Below are 20171 nucleotides of genomic sequence, written 5' to 3'. Positions count from 1 at the left end.
GCTCTTCAGGGCGTGCGGGTTCCCCGCCAGGCTGCTGCTCACGCGGCCGTCGGCCGCGATCCCGAGGGCGAGGAGCAGCGCCAGGGCCGTCGTCGTCCCGCCTGGAACGCTTTCCGCCAGCACGAGGTAATCGCTTTGGGCGGCCTGCGCGCGACCCAGCGCTCGGCCGGCGTCGAACAGATCCCGCGCGTGGGGGACGGCGCGTCCGGTGCCAATGTGGGCGCCGGGCTCGCTCCCCAGCGCGACGTAGGGGGCATCGGGGAGCACGTGGCACCCGGCGCTGACCACGAGGCGTGGGATGTCGGCCAGCTCCAGCGCCTCGCGCGCGATGATTGCAGGGCCCGGCGGGCCGGCGGGGTTGCAGGGTACGCCGCGGATGCAGCGGGCGGCGCCATATGCCAGCACCTCGGCGTCCGCCGCCGCGGTGTAGGGGATCAGCTCGGGGGATGCGCCGGCGGCCGAGATCCCGGGGACGAGCGCGGTGTCGGTGGACGCGACGACGCAGATGAAGGTGGGTCGACGGCCGCGGAGGCGAGCCGCGATGCGGCGACCGGCGCCTGCCGCGAAGGGGAAGAGGATCGAGGTGCCATCTACCAACCCGGGACCACCGTCGCGCACGTGATGGTGCAAAGCGTACCACGGCCGCTCGGGAGCCGTTCGCCCGGACCCTCCAGAATGACGGCAACCATCCGGCCCTAGGGCAGCGCATGCCAGAGGGGCGTGAGCACCAGGGCCACCAGCGCCTCCGTGCCCTCGGAGATGGCGCCGTACACGTCGCCGGTGAGGCCGGGGATCTTCGTCATCGTGTACCGGGCCGCGAGCCAGGTCGATAGGACGGCGAGGACGAGGGCGGCGAGGCCCGACGGTCCGCCGAACAGCGCGATGGCCAGCGCCCAGCCGGAGGCCCAGGCTAGCTCTGCGCCGCCGGCCGATTCCTTGAAGTCGTGGCCGAGGCCGTCCGGCCGCGCGGCGGGGAACCGCGTCGTGGCGAAGACCATCGCCCAGCGCGAGATGGCGCCCATGAGCACGAAGGCGACGAGCCGCCGGTCCGCGGGCAGCGACTGGAGCGCAGCGAATTTCAGAAGCAGGATCGTGGCTGCCCCGACGATCCCGAAGCTCCCAACGCGGCTGTCGCGCATGATCTCGAGCCTGCGCTCCGGCGTCGCGAACGCGAAGAGCCCGTCGCACGCGTCCATCAAGCCGTCGAGATGCAGCGCTCCGGTGATGGCCGCGAGCAGGATGACGGCTAAGACGCTCCGCGCTTGCACCGGGACGACCGGCGCAAGGAGGGCGTCGGCGGCTCCGACGAGGAGTCCGATTCCCGCCCCCACGAGCGGGAACCAGCGCATCGAGCGCCCGAAGTCGGCGATGGTGACGTCGCCGCGGTTGGGAACTGGGAGCCGGACGAGGAATTGCAGGGCGACGACGAGCTCGGTCACGGTGCGAGAAGCGCCGGCGCGACGAACAACACCGCGAGCTGCGTGATCTCCGCGATGGCTCCGTGAGTGTCGCCGGTCTGGCCGGGCAGCCGGGTCAGAATCATCCGGCCGATGAGCGCCGCCAGGAGGAGCGCCAGCAGAAGCGTGGCCAGGCCGTGTGCGCCGGCGACCGCAATGGCGAACAATCCGGCGCTGGCGACGCCGCCCATCAGCCGGGGCCTGCACGCGCCATCCTTCAGCGCGCGGCTGATGGTGGGCTCGACGCGGGCGTACGGGTACAGGTGGTAGCTCAAGAGGATGGCGGTTCGAGACGCGAGCGGGGCCAGCATGAGCGCTCGGACGCGCTCGTGCTGGCCGAGCCCGCTGAAGGCCGCGTACAGGGCCAGGACGGCGAGAACTCCAGCCACGGCGCCGGGTCCGCTCGCGGTGGACTGCCGCATCGCCGCCAGCCGCGCGTTGGCGTCGGGTCCCGCGTAGAGTCCGTCGACGGTGTCGATGAGCCCGTCCAGGTGGAGCGCCCCCGTCAGGGCAACGAGAGTCGCTACGAGAAGGGCGCTCCTCGCATCATCGGACACGAGACCCGACAGCGCGAGATCGACGCCCGCGAGTACCGCCCCGATGAGGATGCCCACCGTTGGAAACCAGCCGATGGCGCTCCCGATCTCCGCGGGCTCCGCGGCGGGCGCGATCGGGACCGGCAGACGGGTGAGGAATTGGGCCGCGATCAGGGGTGATCGGGGCGCGATTATGCCCGGGCTGCCGGAACGGCGGGCTCCGGCGCGGCTTCGTCCTGTGGGGCAATGCCTCCAAGCATTCGCTGCGTCGCCATGATGTGGCTGCACACGCCCCACTGGGGGAAGAAGCTGCAGGTGCAGCTCCAGCGGCTTTCTCGGTAGGTCACGACATAGGTGCTGTGGTCGCCACGGAAATTGGCGGCGAAGTCGTGAATCTGAATCCTATCCGGCTCCTCGGCATAGAGATGAGCCTTCTGGATCTTGCCGATCAGGCTGGACTGCATGGTGCCTCCCCTGCGCTGTGTGGCGCGAAGAAAAAAAGCCAGCCCGCTCGTTGCGGACCGGCATCGCAGGTAAGACGTGCGCCTCGCCGCTGGCGAAGGTTCGGACGCTGTGCCCCGTTGCACCGCGTGGACGCGTCGCTCGTGTCAACCCTCCGCGTGTGGGCGTCACTGGCGAATCTGCGACTAACCGGGAGTATAGTCCTGCCCCGGCGACGCGTCAATCTCCGGAACGCAGCGGCCGTCTGCAGCCGATTTTCGACTTTGCTACACTGAATTCCTGACGCGCACCCATCCGGCACGGTAGTATGTGGTTGGGTGCAAGCGCGGCCGCCCGTCCGCACGGGCCGCGGCGATTCCGCCGGCGAGCCACACACCACCTTCTTGCTGGAGCACGGCCCTGTCTCACGAGCGAAGTCGCTACGACGACCTGCAGGCGATGTTCCTGATGCGGCTCGTCCGAATCATGAAGCTGCGTGCGGGCCTCCGGTGGCGGCTGTCGGAGCGAGACGCCCGCAGCAGGCTCATCGACGCGGCGTTCCGCTCGACCCTGCGCGATTGTGAGGCGCTTGGGATCGAGGCCGAGGCGAACGCCTTGCTCGAGGCCGACTGAGCCAGCGCCGGGTATCGACCAAGCCGAACTGGCCGCGTTCGCGGATCGGGGGCTCGGATCCGCCCGTGTTGACCGAACGTCGCGTTCCTCGCAGGCTCCAGTCCGCGGCGGCGACCGTAGCCGAAACGCGCGGGGCGCAGTTCTTGCGCCAGGTGGCGATGGACTTCGCCAAGGACGACATCACCGGCCTCGCCGCGGAGATGGCGTACCGGCTCCTCTTTGCATTCTTCCCCTTCTTGATTTTTCTCGCCGCGCTTGTTGGGTTCATCAGCGCTACGGTCGGATACGCGAACCTCTTCAACGTCGTGATGGCGTCGATTGCGTTGGTCGTCCCGCCGGAGATCGAGCGGGTCATCAGCGATTGGGTCGCCGGCGTGCTCTCCACGCGGTCGCCGGGCCTGATGACCTTTGGCGCGGCTGGGGCGCTCTGGGGCGGGTCTGGCGGCGTCGGAACGCTCATCAAGGGCTTGAACCGCGCCTACGGCGTCAGCGAGACGCGGCCTTTCTGGGTCGTTCAGACCCGGGCCCTGATCGCCACAGTTGCCCTCACGGTCGTCATGATCGGCGGCGTGAGCCTCTACTCGCTCGGCAGACGCGCGGGGGAATGGCTGGCGGAGCTGTTCGATCTCGGGCAGGGATTCATCGGCGCGTGGAATGCCAGCCAGCGGCCATTCGTCGCGATCGGACTCGGCTTGGCGCTCTTGCTGTGCTACCGCGCCCTCCCGAACGCTTCCGTCACCGTGCGCCAGGCGCTACCGGGCACGGTGACGGCGACCGTCGGCTGGGTCATTCTGACGGTGGGCTTCAGCAGCTACGTCGATCACTTCGGGTCCTACGACAAGACGTTCGGGAGCCTCGGCGCGGCCGTGGTCCTCATGCTCTGGATGTACGCGGTCGGGATCATCTTGCTGGCGGGTGGGGAGGTCAACGCGGTCGCGGCGCGCCTTCGCGGGGCTACCGCGGCGACCGGCAAGTGACCGCGAGGGGCACTAGCGGACGACGCGCCGCTTGTTGTTGACGTAGTCGAGCAGGATGTACTCGCCGAGCCGGCTGGGGGCGGCGTAGAATGCGCGGCCGCGATTGATCTTCGCCATCATGGCGACGAAGTCGGAGAGGTGACGGTCGCGCTCCATCATGAACAGGTTGATGGTGATGCCGTCCTTCGTGCAGCGCACGACCTCGCGCAGCGTCTCTTCGAGCGCACGAGGCGAGTGCCGGTAACCGAATCCTCCCCATCCGTCGTCGCCTGACCAACTGCTGAAGGTCGTCGGCTGCCCGTCGGTGATCATGATGATCTGCTTCGTGCCCGTCTTGTGCTTGCTGAGGATCATCCGCGACTGCCGAAGCGCCTCTTGGAAGTTCGTGCCGCCTCCGTACTCGACCCAGTAGCTGTCGAGGAGCATCTCCGGGCGTAGCGTGAGCACGAAGTACGAAAAGGCGACGACGTAGAGGTTGTCCTTGGGGAACTGCGACCGAATTAGGCTGTCGAGCGCAAGGGCGACCTTGCGGCCCGCCTGGAATCGGCCGGCCATCATCATCGAGTAGCTCATGTCGAGCATGATGACCGTGCTGCACTGGGTCAGCGTTTCGGTTCGATAGACCTCAAAGTCGTCCATCTTCATGCGAAGCGGCGTTCCCGGGCCCTCGCGCACGATGGTGTTCATCACGCTGCGCTGGGTGTCGATGAGGAACTGGTCGCCGAACACGTAGGGCTTGGTCTCGTCCAGCCGTTCCACGCCCACGCCGCCCTTTTCGAGGGTGTGGTCACCGAAGGTGCTCGTCTTGAGCTTTCCGAAGATGTCCTGGAGCGCGCGCTCGCCGATCTTGCGCATCGCCCGCGGTGTCAGCTCCCATTCGTTCCCCTTGCGCTTGATGAGGCCGGCCTCTTCGAGCATGCGAGTAAGCTGCTGCATTTGTTCGGCCATTCGTCGCGCTTCCTCGCCCAGCAGGCGGCCGATCTCGTCGGTATCGACGTTGGACACGTCGTTCGACTTGAGCGCCTGCATCAGCTCGCGCTCGAGCTGGTCGAGGCTGTTCATATCGCCCATGAGCTTCATCGCTTCCTGGAGCGAAACGGGCTCGTCGCCGCTGAAGGGGTAGTCATTGGCGGCGCCCCGCATCGGATACATCCGCTCCAGATTGGCGGCGAGCTGAGCCATCTCCCACTGGAACTGGCTGTCTCCGAAAATCGAGTCGACCATGTCCTCCAGCTCGCGACGCATCTCGGGCGTCATGGAGTTGAGGAGCGACTCCATCTGGGCAATCTGCTGCTGGAGGTGCTGGGCGAGCTGATCGAGGTTCTCGATTCCCTCGGGAAAGAATTGGCCCCATTTCTTCATGAAGTCTTCGAAGTCGTCGTCGGTTGCCTCGCCACGACGGTGCTTGTCCAAAAGTTGGTTCAGGTCGTGCACCATCTGGTGGATCTGCTTCATCGCCTCGGGGGTCATGGCCTGCAGGCTCTGCTGGAGCCCTTTGAAGTAGCTCTGCATAACCTGTTGCTGCAGCATCTGCATCAGCTCGTCGAACTGCTTCCGCGCCTCGGCGTCCATGAAGTCGTAGTCGCGCAGCTCTTTGATCCTCCCGCCAACGTCGGGCGGCAGATGGTCGAGCTGCTCGAGGTGCTTTCGGGCCATGCTCTCCAGGATCTCGCGGAACATCGGGTCGGTCGAGCCGGGGGCTTGGCCGCGCCCGCCCGAGGGCGCTTCGCCAGGAGCGCCGGTGGAAGATGGCGCTGGACTCGACGCCGGCGCTGCGCTCGCCGGATCGACGGACGGGTCGGCGGCGCCGGCCCGGTCATCGGCCCCGGCCGACGGGCCTGCCTCACCCGTCGGCGGGTCGTCCTCCCCGATCCGGGAGCGGATTCCGTGTCGCTCTGTCTCGATGATGTTTTCGAGCTTCTCGGCGATGTCGTCGAAGATCGAGCCGAGGTTGAAGCGGTCGAGGTTGCGGGTTCGCGCCTCCCGCAGGCGTTCGAGCAGCTCCTGGAGCCCCATCATGCGGCGTCCGCTGGAAAACTCGGCGCCCCGCTGCATCATGCGCCGCAGCGCGCTGCGGAGGCTGCCGTCCTCCAACATCTCGTCCGCGATCTGCTCCATCACATCTTCGGGTGTGAAGAGCTCGATCTCCTGGGTCCCGTCCCAGCGAGAATAGCGATAGCCCCGCATTCGATCCCCTTGTCTGTGCGGGTCTTGTGCCCGCCATCCCCACGAGAGCTAAACCTACGATACCGGACCGGCTATGGGCTGTAAAGTTTGACCGCTATACTGGAGGCGCTGCGTGACAGGCATGCCGAATCATGACTGAACGAGAGAACGCGTTTCGCGTCCCCGCGTCGTCTCCCGACTTCGCGCGAACGGACCCCGCCTGGGCGGCTGAGGCGCTTCGCCAGCTCGGCATATCATGGCGCGATGAAGCCGACCTGGACGCGATCTGCGACGTCTTCGACGAGTACCGCCGCCTGGCGGACGTGATCGACTCCGCCCAGATTTCACCCGAACAACCACCGATGGTCGACCTCGAGCGCCCCACGCGATGACTCGGGCCGCTCACGGCGCGACGCCGCTCCCGATGCCATGAGGGAACCCGAATCGCCGACGGTGGGAAGCGGCTCGGAGCGCGGCGAGCATCGGCGCGTGTCGCGACGGGATTTTCTTGGCGGCGCCGGAATCCGGGCCGGGCTCGGTCGCGAGGAGCCGGTCAATGAGGCGTTGTCCGGGCTCTCGATCGCAGAAGCGGGGCGCAAGCTCGCGGCGCGCGAGGTGTCGTCCGTCGAGCTCATGCGGGCGGTGCTGGCGCGCATCGAGCGGCTGGAGCCGCGCATCGGCGCGTTCGTGGCGCGGGCCGACCCCGCGCGCTGTCTTGCCGCCGCCCGCGAAGCGGACGACGAGATCGCGCATCGGCGGTATCGGGGAAAGCTCCACGGCATCCCGATCGCCGTCAAGGACACGCACTACACCGTCGATCTCCCGACGACCGCCCGCTCTCCGATTCTCGCCGGCTTCACGCCGCCCTTCGACGCGACGGTCGTCGCGCGGCTCAAGGCGGCCGGGGCGATCATCGTGGGGAAGACCAACCTGCCGGAGTGGTCCTTTGGCGGGTCTACGCCGGGGACCAAGAACCCCTGGGACCTCTCCCAAGACCCTGGGGGATCGAGCGGCGGCTCTGCCGCCGCGGTGGCGGCCCAGATGGTGCTGGGCGCAACGGGCGGCGACACGTCCGGCTCGATCCGATCGCCCGCGATGCGCTGCGGTGTGGTCGGGCTAAAACCGACCCGTGGTCGTGTGAGCACATACGGGATCGTCCCCATCTCCTGGACGCTCGACCACGTGGGGCCGATTGCGCGGACCGTGGAGGACGCGGCGCTGCTCCTGAACGGACTGGCCGGCCACGACCCGAACGACCCGTCCTCCGCGCTGACGGCGGCCCCCATCTACAATGCGCGGCTCCGACGTGGTGTGCGCGGCTGGCGAATCGGGGTGTACAACGCCGAGACGCTGGCGGGCTGTGGTGCCGAATCCCTTCGGGCCTTCGACGAGGCGATCGCCGTGTATCGGCGCCTGGGCGCGGACCTGCGGGATGTGGACCTACCCGTTGACGGGTCGGTCGCTCACGCGTGCCAGCGCGTTATCCGAATCGGAGAGGCGGCCGCTTATCATCGGGCGTATCTTCGCGCAGGGATGGACTACGGGAAGGAAAGCGCGGTCCGCCGTCAGCTCGCGGCGGGCTCCCTGATCTCCGCCGCCATCTACCAGCGCGCCCTCCAGCTTCGAGCGAGCCTCATCGACCGAATGCAGGCGACCTTCACGGAATTCGACGTGCTCGTCACCCCGGGCTGGGACGCGATTCCCGACGAGCGCGGCTTTCCATCCGCGCCAATCCTCAGTGGGATCTGGAACCTCTGCGGCTTTCCGTGCATCGTGGTGCCGGCTGGCATGCGGAGCGCGCCGCCTGTCCTGCCTCTGGGAATTCAAATCGTCGGCAGCCCCTTCGAGGAGGAGAAGGTCCTCGTGGCCGCGAACGCGTTCGAGCAGGCGGCGGATTGGCACCGCATGCGCCCGCCGGATCCTTCGCGGTAGATACCGTTTCCCAAGCATCACGCTGAGTGCAGCCGCTCTCAGGTCCTTCTGGCTCGGCCGTCCCGGCGGCAACGTCTGAGCTTCGCCACGCGTCAAATCCCCCAGCCGCCGCTGACGGGAATGTTCGCCCCGGTTACGTAGCTGGCCTCGGCGGAGAGCAGGAATCGCACGACGTGGGCAGCGTCGGCGCCGGTTCCCAGGTGCCCGGCCGGGATTCGACGCATCGCGTCCTGGCGCTCGGCTTCGGCGAGGTCGGGCGCATCAATGTACCCGGGAGAAATCGCGTTCACCGTGATGCCGTGCGGGGCGAGGGTGCGCGCCAGGGTGCGAGTCAGCATCAGGACGCCCATCTTGGCGATGGCGTAGGCGGTCATGGTCGGCTGCGCGACGAGGCGGTCCACGTTGGCGATGGCGAAATTCACGATGCGTCCGCTCCGCTGCTCCATCAGCGTGGGAATGGCTGCGCGGCATACGTAGTAGGTCGCGTCGAGATTATTCGCGAGCATTGAGCGCCAGCCCTCCGGCGTCTCCTCGAGGATGGGAACTCGGCGGTAGGGACCGGCGCAGTTGACCAGGGCGTCCAGGCGTCCCCACGCGTGGAGCACCCGTTCCACGAGGCGCGTCGCCTCGTCGGGTACGGCCACGTCCGCGGCCAGGGAGAGCGCCCGGCGTCCCCGGTCCTGGATCTCCGCCTCAACCTGGAGCGCCGCGGCCCGGCTGGTTCGATAGCAGAAGGCGACGTCCCAGCCGTCGCTCGCGAGGTCGAGGGCGGTCGCTCGACCGATCCCGCGCGCGCCGCCAGTGACGAGAACGACCCGGCCTGATCCGGGCGCCCCGCTGCTCTGTGGCCCTCTCGTCTCGTCCACGTTGCGCCAAACCCCGCTCGCGGATCGATGCTCCGCTCTCGTGCGTGCCCGAGTCTCATCCGGCTCACAAAGAAATGCGGATCGGTCGATGAGCCGTAACGAGATCCCCGATCGCAGCGTTACACCATCTGAGTCTGGGTTATTGTGCCCGCTCGATTCTCCAGCGTGGGCTGGGAGTCATCATGACCGCTACAGGCAATTGGGTCGCGGGGCCGATGGCGGATCGAGCGCGCCCGCGATCGATCCATCACGGCCTTGCGGCGACGAACGGCCAGGTCGTCTGTCCCGTGCGGGAGGCGAGCTGGCTCGATCTCTTTTTCAACGTGCCGCCCGAGATCGAAGCGAAGCTGGAATCGGCGGCTCGGCGCCGCGCATATAAGCGCGGAGAGACCGTGCTGCGAAAGGGTGATCCCGCGGACAGCCTCTGCCTCATCGTCCGCGGCCAGGTGAAGCTGCTCTTGAGCGCCGAAGGGCGCGACGAGCTGCTGATCTCGGTTCTCGGTGAGGGTGAGTATTTCGGCGAAGTCTCGCTCCTGGATGGCGGGGCGTGGCCCGTGTCGGCCATCGCAATGGAGCCGACGGAGGTCTACGTCTTAGATCGCAAGACGGTGCTTCAGGCGGTGGCGGCATGCCCGGAGCTCGCCGAGGAGCTGCTCGGTACGTTGACGGATCGCCTTCGGAACACCTACGAATTCATCCAGGACGCCATCTTTCTAGACGTCGCCGGTCGGCTCGCGAAAAAGATCCTCGATCTGGCTCGCGACTACGGTCGGGACACGCCGGAGGGGTGCATCATCGATATGGACCTGACGCAGCAGGATCTGGCCCGCATGGTGGGCGTGACCCGCGAGTCAGTCAATAAGCATCTTGGCTCGTTTCGGGCGCGTGGCATGATAGAGACCCAAGATCGCCGCATCGTCGTGCTGCGGCCGGAGGACTTGCAGCGCCGGGTTTACTGAGCTTTTCTGTCAGATCGTCCAGGCGACCTCGCCGATGCCACGCTGGACCGACAGATCGTATACCCACTTGGCGACCACCACATCGCAGAAGCCGATGCCCGGGCTGAGGAACGTAATGATCTCGTCCGGAGACTGCCGGGCCGGGCGTTCCCCCGCCAAGATCTCACCCAGCTCTGTGACGTCGCGGTCGAGGTCGCGCTCTCCACGCAAAACGATCCGCGCCATCGGCTCCCACAACGTGTAGTCTTGCGTGATCCGCACGCGTGACGTGGTCACGACCCGCCCCCGGAGGCACGTGGCCTCGTCCAGCTCGCCCGGCGTCACCGAGCAGAGGAGCGTCCCCGGCGCGAGGAGATTGCCGTCGAGGACGGGCGCGTTGTGCGAGTCGGTGGCCACGAGGACGATGTCGACGTCGCGGATCGCCTCCTTCATGGAGTCCACCGGGTGGATGTCCAGGTCGAGCTTGCGACGATAGGTTCGCGCGAACTCTTCTCGGTTCTCTTTGCGCCGGCTGAACGCTTTCACGCTTTCGATGGGTCGCGCGCCGGCCGCGACGGTGAGCTGGACCCGCGAGATCCGCCCCGTGCCAATCATGCCGATGCGCCGCGCGTCGGGCCTCGCGAGGTGCTTGACCGCGATCCCGGACGGGCCTCCCGAGCGAACGCCGTGGAGAAGGTGGTCCTCGATGAAGGCGAGGAGGCCGAGCCGCTCGAAGTCCATCAGGATCGTCATACTCACGCCGCCGCCGCGCTGTTCAGAGACGCAGCCCAGGCGTATTCCCGCGGCGCCAACAGACGGGACCATCGCCGGTAGGATGCGCATGTCCTTGGGGTACGGGCGCAGCTTGTGGCCGGGTGGGTACACGACGCGGACGCGCTCGTCGCGCTCCGGGAGCCCGAGGGCGCCCGCGTGGTAGTCGCGAAAGCCGCGCTCGAGGGCCTCTACCGCGCCGCGGAGCCCCGGATCCGCATCGAGCAGCGCTGCCACGTCGGCCTCGCGAAGGAGGCGGATCTCTCGTGAAGCCTCGGCCATCGACATCTCCAGCCGTCGGTGTCGCGCGACGCGAGGAGGATTCTGAGACACGGCCCGGCGGCCCGTCAAGAATGTCCGCCTCAGCTCGGAGCTAGAATTTGAATGCGAGGAGGTGCGCAGGGTGCTTGTTTCCAACGGTGCGCAGTCGGCGATTCACCCAGGCGAACTGTTTCCGTCCATCGTCGCGGACGGTTTCGAGCAGGTCGTCTTCTGTCACGATCGAGCGTCCGGGCTCAAGGCGATCATCGCCGTTCACGACACGACGCTCGGGCCGGCCCTCGGCGGGATCCGTATGCGGCCATATCCGACGGAGATGGATGCGCTCAACGACGTGCTGCGGCTCGCTCGGGCGATGACCTACAAGGGCGCGCTGGCCGGTCTAGACCTGGGTGGCGGGAAGTCGGTCATCATCGGCGACCCGCGAACGGATAAGTCAGAGTCGCTGTTTCGCGCCATGGGCCGCTTCATTCACTCGCTGGGCGGCCGTTACATCTGCGCGACGGACGTCGGAACCAGCGCGGCCGATCTCCAGCACGTCCGAGCGGAGACGCCGTGGGTGACCGGCCTGCCCGAGGCATGGGGCGGACTCGGCGACACGTCCATCCTGACCGGGCGCACCGTGTACCTCGGGATGAAGGCAGGCGCAGAGGAGGTTTGGGGCTCCGATTCTTTGGCTGGCAAGCGGGTGGCCGTCCAGGGCGCGGGAAAGGTCGGCCAGCACCTCATGGAATATTTGAAAGAGGAAGGGGCGCGGCTGTGGGTCTCGGACGTGGCGAGTGACGCCGCGGAAGCCGCCGCCCAGCGGTTCGGTGCCGTCGTCGTTCGGCCTGACGAGATCTACGACGTGGAGTGCGACGTCTTCTCGCCGAACGCGCTCGGCGCCGTGCTGAACGGCGACACGATCCCGCGGCTGCGATGTCGACTCGTGTGCGGCGGCGCGAACAACCAGCTGGCCGAGGACCGCCACGGTGAGGTGCTGCACGAGCGCGGCATCGTCTACGCGCCCGATTACGTCGTGAACGCTGGCGGAATCATCAGCGCTGAGTGCGAGATCCTGAAGGCGCCGCGCGCGCGGGCGGAGGCCGTGGCGGAGCGCGTTCGCGAGACGATGCGTCGCGTGTTCGATCGGGCGCGCGACGACGCCGTCCCGACGAGCGTCGCCGCGGATCAGCTTGCCCAGGAGCGAATCCGCCGCATTGGAGAGGTGCATCGCCCCTTCGTCGCCCACGACCTGAGACGGGGCTGAGGCACGCCGCAGCGCGTCAGCGAATCAGCAGGAGGCGACTGGGCCCGAGCCAGTAGTGGACGACGAAGATGCCGGCGCCGAGCAGCATCGCCGCGGCGAGCCGGTGGACGTGCGGTGCGGCCAGGCGGAGGCTGCGCGCGACAAGGCCCTGAAAAAGGGCCGCGCCGAGGATGACCGCTGTGAGGGCGGTCCCCATACCCGTCGCGTAGCTGACGAACTGGGCGGCGGCCTGCGCGAGTCCGGCGGAGGTGAGGGCGCTCCCAACCACGACGAGGAACACGGGCAGCGTACACGCGAGGGACGCCACGCCGTATGCCACGCCGAACACGAACAGCGAGCGTGGCTGCGCGTCGAGGCGGACGCGCTCCATGACTCGCGTCGCCCCAACGATTCCCAATGGCCGGTCCGACACCAGCAGCCACGCGCCGAGCGCCCCGAGCGCGAAGCCAACCAGCAGGCCCCCGATCGGAAAGAGCCTGCCGATGGCGCTACCCGTGATCGCGAACAGCAAACCGACGGCGGCGAAGACGACAGCGAAGCCGAGGCTGGCCATCACACCGAAGACGAGCGCGCCGCCGGCTCGGGCTTCCCATCGCTTTTCGTGCCCGTCGCCGCTTCCCACCACGTACGCGACCAGGGAAGGGACGAGGAGGATGCCGCAAGGATTGAACGCGGCCACGACACCCGCCGCGTACGCATAGCCGAACGGGAGCGCGGTGGCGAGGAGCGAGGCGCTGCCCTGGACCTGATACAGGCGATCGCGCACGGCCACCAGCCCCAGGCCCAGGAGTATGCCGAGGAGACCGAACGCCACGGACGCCCGAGTGCGCGAATGCGTGAGGAGCTGTGCGTCGGCCGTCATCGGGCGCTGGCTCTGATTGCGTTCGTCACGAGGCTTATGATACGGCCCCCCACGCTCGCGCCGTCTGGACCCAGTGGCGCAGCGCAACGACGAGGGCGGAGCGGAGTGTGACGACGAGGAGGCCCTCGTTTGGCTCGCGGAGCGCATCGGAGGTGTCGACGGCCACGCCAATTACGACCGCGGTCGCGCTGTCGTCCGCATCCGGCCGTGCGAGGTCGGGGCGGGGTCCCCAGCAGCCAAGTCGGGGATTCGGCCCGCCGTCGTCCCGTGGGCGCAAGCCGTAGACGAGCGTGGCGGCTGCCGAGAGCTGCTCGCAGAGAAAGCTCCAGCAATGGAAGGCGGCCTCGCCCGGAGCCCCGGGCCAGATGTCCCGCAGGACGATCGGCTGCCCATCCGCGCGTAGCGCCCAGAGGTGGATCACGTCGACGTGGGGCCCGTAGTCCTCGAACTGTCGGATGTTCGAGATCTGGATGGTGATCGACTGCCCATCGGCGTCGAGCCGCTCGGTAAGGGCAGGGTGGGACATATCCGGAAGCGAAGAGTGAAAGACGTCGTCCATCCACTTATTGTAGCGATCGACCCGTCACGTCCTTCGCCGGCCTCGTGCGCGCTAGATGGGGAGGGCGAGCTGACCGCGTCGCTGGCGCGAGGACTCGCCATGCGTGGGAGTCGTGCCCAGGCCCGCCGCCCTGCGCTGCGCGCCAACAAGCCCTTCGACCCGAAGCTGGTAGGCGGTTGGAGCATACGTCGCGCCGGAGTAGAACCGCTGGTATCCCTGACGAAGCTGGGGGAAGTGCCGAGCGACGATCTGGAAGAAATGCTCTCTCACGTCGGGCGCGAGCCGAAGTGTTCCGGCCCAGACGTCCCGGGCGCCGTGCTCGGCGGCGGCCCGTACGACCGCTTCGATCTGCTCGGGAGCGTCGGTGATCCCGGGTAGCACGGGAGCGAGGAAGAGGGAGACCGGGATCCCCGCGGCGCCCAAGCGCTCAATGGCGCGGAGGCGGCTCATGGGCGCCGGAGCTCCGGGCTCGATCGTTCGCGCGATCTCGCGATCAAGGGTGATGAGGCTGACGTTTACCGCGAATTCGGTGCGCGAGGCGAGATCGGCCAGCACGTCGACGTCCCGGGTCACGAGGGTCCCTTTGGTGGTGACGGAGCCGGGGTTGTCGACGCGCGCCAGCGTCTCCAGGCAGGCGCGCGTCAATCGGTACTGGCCCTCGAACCGCTGGTACGGATCCGTGGCGGTCCCGATGGCGATGGGCTCAAAGGCCCAGGATGGTTTGTGGAGCTCGACCTCCAGCACGGCCGCGATGTTGGTCTTCGCAAAGATCTGCGAGTCGAAGGTGGAGACGGGCAAGCCGAGGAAACCATGATAGGCCCGCGCATAGCAGTACCCGCAACCATGGACGCATCCTTTGTAGGGATTGAGCGACCACTTGAACGGCATGCCCCGGACTGCGTTGATGGCTGACCGAGCCTCGATCTCGTGGATGATGGGTGGAACCATGGCGCCCCCGACTGCGATCAGAACGAGTGTTCTGCACCATTATAGAACGCACGTTCGATTTGTCAAGAGCGATCCGTATCCTATTGGGACCCCGGCCCGGAGGCGACTAAGAGGCCGGGGGCTCGTGTGCCGAGACGACGCGGGCCATCGGCATCGAGGGCAACCGTGTCGGTCCAGCTTGCCGAGTGCTCCCGGCCGCGCACGTCGACGGTCAGCGACGCGGTGAGGGCGAAGACCGACCCCGCGCGAATCGGCCCTGATGGCGGCTCGCCAGCAGGGGATGCGGGGTGCCGCGGCGCGTCGAGACCGAGGCCGCAGCCCTCGACGGTGAGCGAACCCCGCAGCTTAGCCGGTAGGCCGGCATCGCTCGCGATCCGCTCGAGGATGGTGGCCTGCTCGGCGTCCAGCCTTGCCCATGTGCCGGCCTTGGCGAGACCGGAAACGCACGCCGACCAGTAGATCCCAACCATCTGATACAGGTCCCGATACAGCGCATCACACCCTTCAAGGGCGATGGCTCCGCCTGCCCGGGTGCGGTAGCCGCTGACGCTTGCCTCGAGATCTATCAAAATCAATGATCCGCGTTGCAGCTCGCCATGGGTCGGCCGATCGAGAATCCGCGGGCGAAGACCGCTTCCCCACCGGCACGTGACGGATGGATCGCTGCCCGTCGCGACAAGCTCGCCCATCATCGCTGACCAGACGGCCAGCTCAGACGAGCCGGGCGTAGCGACGTTCGCGGCACGGTAGATCGCACAGTCCAGGTTCGCTACCGCCTTGGCCACCAATGCCCGCTCGTCGTCGCTCTTGATCTCGCGGATGGCGCGGAGCTCTTCGGAAACGTCGACCCATTCCACGCCCGGGAGCGCCGTCGCGAGGGTGCGGACGAAGCCGTACGGAGCCGATCCGTCGGGCGCGCCCGCCGTGCCGCCAATCCCCGTGATCCCGCAGCGGCCGCGTGTTGGGATCGCCGCGCGAACACGCGCGGCGATTTCGCGCATGAGGCGATCGATGGTCTCGTGTTGCGGCGCCGACGGGTCTGGCCACCCATCAGCGCATACCCTCTGAACGTCGAGCGCGACGCCCGGACCGTCGGCCGGGACAATGCAGGCCGTCGGAACGGCCCCGCACGCGGCGAGGTACTGGGAGTCGGGCTGCAGCCGCCCGTCGCCGTCGGCGTTCGGCGCCGTCACGATACATGCGAGCCCCAGGCGACGCATGAGATCAGAGACCATGTCCAAGCGTCGCTTCCGCTCCGCTTCACGTAGGGGACGGCCCTGAGGCTCCTCAAGATAGGACATTGCGCACAATTATACTGGCACCATTTCGGGCAACTTGACTCTATTCTCCGAGGGGCCGGGCCCGTAGTATCTCGACTCAGATCGGGACCGGTTGCGAAATCTTCACGCAGGGAGAGGGAGTTGAGCAAGATCTGGCGCATCATCCTCGTTGGCATGGGTATGGCGGGTATCTTCTTTGCCTTCGCGGCCGGCGCCGCTGGGCAGGCGGTCGCGCCGGCTGCCGCGCCTGCCGCGGCGCCGGCTTCCAAGATTGACACGGGCGACACGGCGTGGTTGCTGACCTCGGCCGCGCTCGTGCTCCTCATGACACCGGGCCTTGCCTTCTTCTACGGCGGCCTTGTCCGTCGCAAGAACGCGCTCGCGACGATCATGCAGAGCTTCATTATCATCGGCCTCATCACCGTGCAGTGGGTGCTATGGGGTTACAGTCTCGCTTTCGGCCCGGACCTCGGCCGCGGGCTGCTGGGCGGACTCGGCTGGATCGGGTTGAACGGTGTAGGCCTCACGCCGAACGCCGACTATGCGCCAACCGTTCCCCATCAGGCCTTTATGGTCTTCCAGATGATGTTCGCGGTGATCACCCCGGCGCTCATCACCGGCGCGTTCGCCGAACGGATGCGATTCAAAGCGTTCGTGTTCTTCACGCTAATCTGGGCCACCGTCGTCTATGACCCCATCGCCCACTGGGTCTGGAGCTGCACCGGCATCGCCGGCGCGCCAAGCATCAACGGCTGCGCGGGCCAGCCCGGCATGCTCCGCGCAATCGGCGCCCTGGACTTCGCCGGGGGCACCGTCGTGCACATTAGCTCGGGAATCTCTGCCCTCGTCGCCGCGATTGTGCTCGGCAAGCGACTCGGGTTCGGGGAAGAGCCGCTGGAGCCGCACGACGGAACCATGGTCGTGCTGGGCGCATCGCTCCTCTGGTTCGGCTGGTTTGGGTTCAATGCGGGAAGCGCGCTCGCCTCGGGTGCCCTGGCCACCAGCGCGTTTGTCGTGACGCACGTGGCGACGGCGATGGCCGCCATCACGTGGATGACCGTGAGTTGGGCGCACAAGGGCAGCCCGAGCGTGCTCGGCGCCGCCGCGGGCGCGGTCGCGGGACTCGTCGCGATTACGCCGGCCAGCGGCTTCGTCAATCCAATGGGCGCGATCTTTATCGGGCTTGGCGCCGGCGTCATCTGCTACTGGGCCGTGATCGCCACCAAGCACTGGCTGGGGGTCGACGACGCGCTCGACGTGTTCGGCGTGCACGGCATCGGCGGTACCTGGGGAGCCCTGGCGACCGGCTTGTTCGCCACGATAGCAGTCAACGACGCCGGCGCGAACGGCCTGTTCTACGGCAACCCAGGTCAGTTCGTCTCGCAAGCCGTCGCGGTTCTCGTCTCCTGGGTTTGGGCCGGCTCGGTGACGTTCATCATCCTCAAGGTGCTCGACGCTCTGGTCGGACTGCGCGTGCACCCGCATGAAGAGTTGGCTGGGCTCGACGCGTCGGTCCATGGCGAGGCAGCCTACGCCGTCGAGATATGAAGGTAGGCTTATGCAGAAAGCCCAAATTCGGACCAGCGAATTTCAGATGGTTTCACCCATGAATCGAGGAGTCGGGAGCAGTACGATTGCTCCATCCGCAAACCGAAGGCAGTGGAGGCGTGGGGATGCATCCGGAGATTCTTGTGGCGCTCGTCGCCTTCGCGACCCTCGGACTGTTCTGGGCGGTGCTGCCGGACGGCGGGCTGCGTGTGAAAGCGTAGGAACGATAGAGAAAGGGCAAGAATCATGATCGAAATCGCGGTTGCCTTTGTTGCTTTTGCGGCACTCATGATCGTCTGGGCGTTCGCGCCGTCGCAGTCGACTGTTGAGCAGGCCGACGCCGTAGCTCGTACCGCTCGGAGCGAAGCGCTCGCGTAATTCCCGCGCGCGGAAACCGAAGGATAGCTGGCCGGTTATCGGCCAGCTATCTCTTTATGGGGTCCGACGGATTGAATCGCTGCGGTGACAGGGGCGCTAGGAGGGGGTCCTCTACCCCGTGCAGCAGATGGCGCGCTACGAGGCGCGCCGTGATGGGCGTCAGCATGATGCCGTTGCGGAAGTGACCGGTAGCGATCGTCACGTTGTCCCACCCGGGCGCCATGCCCACGATGGGGAGCTCGTCGGGGGAGCCTGGTCGAAGCCCGGCCCACGCGCGATCGAACGGAGCGGCCGACAACGCGGGACAGAGCTTGTCCAGGACGCCGAACAGCCAGCCGAGCCCTCCCGCGGTGAGGGATTTATCGAACCCGGCCCGTTCGACCGTTGCCCCGACGACGACGGTCCCATCGACGCGCGGCAGAAGGTATGCATCTGCCCCGAACACGACACAGCGAATCGGAGGCGGCACAGCACAGACGGTGAGGATTTGGCCGCGCGCCGGATACACCGGGACGTGGACATCGATCCAGTCGCCGCAGGCGGCCATCCAGGCCCCCGACGCCAGAATGACGTGGTCGGCCGCGACATCGCCGTCATTCGTCCGGACGGCGATCGCTCGGGACCCAGTCCGTCGGATGCCATGCGCCTCCACGCCTACCCGGACACGCGCGCCACGGCGCGCTGCCGCTTGGGCCAGGGCCTGCGTAAATCTCGCGGGGTGGATGTGATAGGCGTCGGCGTCGAAATACGCGCCCCGAGTGTCACGGGCGAGGGCCGGCTCCCGAGCGTGAACTTCCGCCGCGTCGAGCCATTGGACTGCATGCCCATTGCGAACCTGGTCTGCCACCTTCGCCCGCAGGGCGCGCTCGTCGTCCTCGTCGTGGGCGAGGTCCAACACGCCGGACCGGACGTATTCGGGGTCCAGTTGGGTTTCTTCCTTCAACGCGTTCGTCAGTTCCGGAAAGAGGCGGTGGCTCGCCATGGCGAGCTCGAACATGCCAGGGGCTGTCGCGTGGACCCGAGGGGCCAGGATCCCCGCCGCGGCGCCGGACGCCTCTGCGGCGACGCGTGACCGCTCGAGGACAACCACCCGTGCGCCCTCGAGGGCGAGGGCGTGCGCAATGCCGCATCCGATCGCGCCACCGCCGACGATGGCAAAGTCGGCGGCGCGCTCGCTCAATGGGGCCCCTCCGGTCGATGTCGGCGCGATCGGTCGCGGCTGGTCATCGTCACGACTGGAGTATCGATGGCGCCGATACCGATGTCAACCGACGCAAGGATTCCATCCACGGCTCCACGTACCGATTACAATGCTCGAAGCAAGGAGGGGACCCGTGGGGCGTCGTGTCGCTGATCCGGGGGTCGAGAACTCGGTACGCCGCGCCCGGGCGGCGCGCGGATGGTCGCAACAGGAGCTTGCGGCGCGGGTTGGCCTCACGCGGCAGGCTGTGAGCGCCATCGAGAGCGGTAGCTACATCCCGAACACCCTGGTTGGCCTCCGGCTCGCCCGGGAGCTGGAATGTCCGGTCGAAGAGCTGTTTCATATTCCCACCGCGGTCGACGTTCCCTCAGTAGAGATCGCCTCCCCGCTGGAGCCCAACGTCCGCAGGATCGCGCTCGCCAATGTCGCGGGCAGGTGGATCGGCCATCCCCTTTCCGAGGGACGCGAGCTCCAGCAAGGGTTCGTCAGCGCTGACGCCTTGGTGATGGATGACGCCAGATCCGGCCGGGCACAGCTTCTGCGCCCGGTCGCGGAGCTGGAGAAGACCGCGCTCCTCATGGGATGCGATCCCAGCCTGGGAATCCTCGGGGCGCACATCGAGCGGCACAGCTCGCAGGGGCGCCTGCTCTGGCTGTCATGCGCCAGTCAAACGGCGCTCGACGCCGTCGCCCGGGGGGAGGCTCACGTGGCCGGTTCCCACCTTCACGACCCAGACATCGATGACTACAACTTGATCGAAGCCCGCCGGGCGTTGTCCCCGACCGGCGGCTTGCTCGTCGCATTCGCCCGCTGGGAGCTGGGGTTCGTCGTAGCTCCCGGAAATCGGAAGCGGATTCGTTCTGTTGCCGACCTCGCTGACCGGAACGTGCGGCTCGTGAACCGGGAACCTGGCGCCGGGAGCCGGGCGCTGCTCGACGAGCATCTGGCGCGGGCCGGCGTGCCGTCGACGGCCGTTCATGGATACGAGCGCGTCGTGTACAGCCACATGGCCGCGGGTGTAGCGGTCGCCAGCGGCGGCGCCGACGTTGCGGTCGCCCTTCGCGCCACGGCGACTTCCCTCGGACTGGCGTTCGTGCCCATAGCCGAGGTCCGATTCGACCTCGTCATTCCCAGGCCACATCTCGCGCAC

20 protein-coding genes are annotated in these 20171 nt (G+C 67.4%); 8 read left to right on the top strand and 12 right to left on the bottom strand.

Annotated features, from left to right (window positions below):
• The 4 genes from VFC51_17040 to VFC51_17025 form a co-directional block, all read right to left on the bottom strand.
• On the bottom strand, nucleotides 1-597 hold a 597-nt coding region (locus VFC51_17040), incomplete at its 3' end, for a TIGR00303 family protein (protein ID HZT08732.1).
• A gap of 98 nt (nucleotides 598-695) precedes the next feature.
• On the bottom strand, nucleotides 696-1439 hold the full coding sequence (gene cobS / locus VFC51_17035; protein ID HZT08731.1) for an adenosylcobinamide-GDP ribazoletransferase: 744 nt from the start codon (nucleotides 1437-1439) through the stop codon (nucleotides 696-698).
• Nucleotides 1436-2281 (bottom strand): adenosylcobinamide-GDP ribazoletransferase, encoded by an 846-nt coding sequence (locus VFC51_17030; GenBank protein ID HZT08730.1) that lies wholly within the window; start codon nucleotides 2279-2281, stop codon nucleotides 1436-1438. The genes cobS and VFC51_17030 overlap by 4 nt, the downstream gene beginning before the upstream one ends.
• A complete protein-coding gene (locus VFC51_17025; protein HZT08729.1) occupies nucleotides 2185-2457 on the bottom strand; it encodes a hypothetical protein in 273 nt (90 codons plus the stop codon). The genes VFC51_17030 and VFC51_17025 overlap by 97 nt, the downstream gene beginning before the upstream one ends.
• Nucleotides 2458-2902: 445 nt before the next feature.
• Here VFC51_17025 and VFC51_17020 point away from each other — a divergent pair, with 445 nt between their 5' ends.
• Together VFC51_17020 and VFC51_17015 are read left to right on the top strand one after the other, a co-directional pair.
• A complete protein-coding gene (locus tag VFC51_17020) occupies nucleotides 2903-3067 on the top strand; it encodes a hypothetical protein (GenBank protein ID HZT08728.1) in 165 nt (54 codons plus the stop codon).
• 65 nt (nucleotides 3068-3132) lie between these two features.
• Nucleotides 3133-4044, top strand: coding sequence for a YihY/virulence factor BrkB family protein (locus tag VFC51_17015; protein HZT08727.1), 912 nt, complete (start codon nucleotides 3133-3135; stop codon nucleotides 4042-4044).
• 12 nt (nucleotides 4045-4056) lie between these two features.
• On the opposite strand, the gene VFC51_17010 is transcribed toward VFC51_17015, so the two are convergent.
• Entirely contained in the window at nucleotides 4057-6231 is a 2175-nt protein-coding gene (locus VFC51_17010) for a VWA domain-containing protein (GenBank protein HZT08726.1), read from the bottom strand.
• 131 nt (nucleotides 6232-6362) lie between these two features.
• Here VFC51_17010 and VFC51_17005 point away from each other — a divergent pair, with 131 nt between their 5' ends.
• Together VFC51_17005 and VFC51_17000 are read left to right on the top strand one after the other, a co-directional pair.
• On the top strand, nucleotides 6363-6602 hold the full coding sequence (locus VFC51_17005) for a hypothetical protein (GenBank protein ID HZT08725.1): 240 nt from the start codon (nucleotides 6363-6365) through the stop codon (nucleotides 6600-6602).
• 37 nt (nucleotides 6603-6639) lie between these two features.
• On the top strand, nucleotides 6640-8142 hold the full coding sequence (locus VFC51_17000) for an amidase (protein HZT08724.1): 1503 nt from the start codon (nucleotides 6640-6642) through the stop codon (nucleotides 8140-8142).
• Between the two features lie 92 nt (nucleotides 8143-8234).
• Here VFC51_17000 and VFC51_16995 read toward each other — a convergent pair whose 3' ends face one another.
• Entirely contained in the window at nucleotides 8235-9008 is a 774-nt protein-coding gene (locus tag VFC51_16995; protein ID HZT08723.1) for an SDR family oxidoreductase, read from the bottom strand.
• A 182-nt stretch (nucleotides 9009-9190) separates the two neighbouring features.
• Here VFC51_16995 and VFC51_16990 point away from each other — a divergent pair, with 182 nt between their 5' ends.
• On the top strand, nucleotides 9191-9967 hold the full coding sequence (locus VFC51_16990; protein ID HZT08722.1) for a Crp/Fnr family transcriptional regulator: 777 nt from the start codon (nucleotides 9191-9193) through the stop codon (nucleotides 9965-9967).
• A gap of 9 nt (nucleotides 9968-9976) precedes the next feature.
• Here VFC51_16990 and VFC51_16985 read toward each other — a convergent pair whose 3' ends face one another.
• Nucleotides 9977-10999, bottom strand: coding sequence for a Gfo/Idh/MocA family oxidoreductase (locus tag VFC51_16985; GenBank protein HZT08721.1), 1023 nt, complete (start codon nucleotides 10997-10999; stop codon nucleotides 9977-9979).
• Between the two features lie 121 nt (nucleotides 11000-11120).
• Between VFC51_16985 and VFC51_16980 the strand changes: the two genes are divergently transcribed.
• A complete protein-coding gene (locus VFC51_16980) occupies nucleotides 11121-12245 on the top strand; it encodes a Glu/Leu/Phe/Val dehydrogenase (protein ID HZT08720.1) in 1125 nt (374 codons plus the stop codon).
• A gap of 16 nt (nucleotides 12246-12261) precedes the next feature.
• On the opposite strand, the gene VFC51_16975 is transcribed toward VFC51_16980, so the two are convergent.
• From VFC51_16975 to VFC51_16960, 4 genes are all read right to left on the bottom strand, one after another.
• The gene (locus VFC51_16975) at nucleotides 12262-13107 is read right to left on the bottom strand and encodes a cytochrome c biogenesis protein CcdA (protein ID HZT08719.1); all 846 of its coding nucleotides are present in this window, start codon (nucleotides 13105-13107) and stop codon (nucleotides 12262-12264) included.
• Between the two features lie 34 nt (nucleotides 13108-13141).
• Complete coding sequence (locus tag VFC51_16970) at nucleotides 13142-13666, bottom strand: hypothetical protein (protein ID HZT08718.1); 525 nt, start codon at nucleotides 13664-13666, stop codon at nucleotides 13142-13144.
• A 51-nt stretch (nucleotides 13667-13717) separates the two neighbouring features.
• Nucleotides 13718-14614, bottom strand: coding sequence for a radical SAM protein (locus VFC51_16965; GenBank protein ID HZT08717.1), 897 nt, complete (start codon nucleotides 14612-14614; stop codon nucleotides 13718-13720).
• Between the two features lie 80 nt (nucleotides 14615-14694).
• Entirely contained in the window at nucleotides 14695-15849 is a 1155-nt protein-coding gene (locus VFC51_16960; protein ID HZT08716.1) for a M24 family metallopeptidase, read from the bottom strand.
• A gap of 225 nt (nucleotides 15850-16074) precedes the next feature.
• Here VFC51_16960 and VFC51_16955 point away from each other — a divergent pair, with 225 nt between their 5' ends.
• The gene (locus tag VFC51_16955) at nucleotides 16075-17442 is read left to right on the top strand and encodes an ammonium transporter (protein ID HZT08715.1); all 1368 of its coding nucleotides are present in this window, start codon (nucleotides 16075-16077) and stop codon (nucleotides 17440-17442) included.
• Between the two features lie 424 nt (nucleotides 17443-17866).
• Here the strand turns inward: VFC51_16955 and thiO are convergent, their stop codons facing one another.
• Nucleotides 17867-19000, bottom strand: coding sequence for a glycine oxidase ThiO (thiO, locus tag VFC51_16950; protein HZT08714.1), 1134 nt, complete (start codon nucleotides 18998-19000; stop codon nucleotides 17867-17869).
• A 154-nt stretch (nucleotides 19001-19154) separates the two neighbouring features.
• Between thiO and VFC51_16945 the strand changes: the two genes are divergently transcribed.
• Nucleotides 19155-20171: substrate-binding domain-containing protein (locus VFC51_16945; protein HZT08713.1), on the top strand; the 1017-nt coding region annotated here is incomplete at its 3' end.

Source organism: Chloroflexota bacterium (assembly GCA_035652535.1).
Classification (GTDB): Bacteria; Chloroflexota; UBA6077; order UBA6077; family SHYK01; genus DASRDP01.
Note: the sequence above shows the minus strand (reverse complement) of the source record. Positions and strands in the feature narration are given on the sequence as shown.

Bases quoted from the DNA above. Each gene is read 5' to 3' on its own strand.
- VFC51_17010 (HZT08726.1), bottom strand. From the start codon at position 6,231: ATGCGGGGCTATCGCTATTCTCGCTGGGACGGGACCCAGGAGATCGAG.
- VFC51_17000 (HZT08724.1), top strand. From the start codon at position 6,640: ATGAGGGAACCCGAATCGCCGACGGTGGGAAGCGGCTCGGAGCGCGGC.
- VFC51_16955 (HZT08715.1), top strand. From the start codon at position 16,075: ATGGCGGGTATCTTCTTTGCCTTCGCGGCCGGCGCCGCTGGGCAGGCG.
- VFC51_16970 (HZT08718.1), bottom strand. From the start codon at position 13,666: ATGGACGACGTCTTTCACTCTTCGCTTCCGGATATGTCCCACCCTGCC.
- VFC51_16965 (HZT08717.1), bottom strand. From the start codon at position 14,614: ATGGTTCCACCCATCATCCACGAGATCGAGGCTCGGTCAGCCATCAAC.
- VFC51_17020 (HZT08728.1), top strand. From the start codon at position 2,903: ATGCGGCTCGTCCGAATCATGAAGCTGCGTGCGGGCCTCCGGTGGCGG.
- VFC51_16960 (HZT08716.1), bottom strand. From the start codon at position 15,849: ATGGTCTCTGATCTCATGCGTCGCCTGGGGCTCGCATGTATCGTGACG.
- VFC51_17005 (HZT08725.1), top strand. From the start codon at position 6,363: ATGACTGAACGAGAGAACGCGTTTCGCGTCCCCGCGTCGTCTCCCGAC.
- VFC51_17025 (HZT08729.1), bottom strand. From the start codon at position 2,457: ATGCAGTCCAGCCTGATCGGCAAGATCCAGAAGGCTCATCTCTATGCC.
- VFC51_16975 (HZT08719.1), bottom strand. From the start codon at position 13,107: ATGACGGCCGACGCACAGCTCCTCACGCATTCGCGCACTCGGGCGTCC.
- VFC51_16985 (HZT08721.1), bottom strand. From the start codon at position 10,999: ATGGCCGAGGCTTCACGAGAGATCCGCCTCCTTCGCGAGGCCGACGTG.
- VFC51_16990 (HZT08722.1), top strand. From the start codon at position 9,191: ATGACCGCTACAGGCAATTGGGTCGCGGGGCCGATGGCGGATCGAGCG.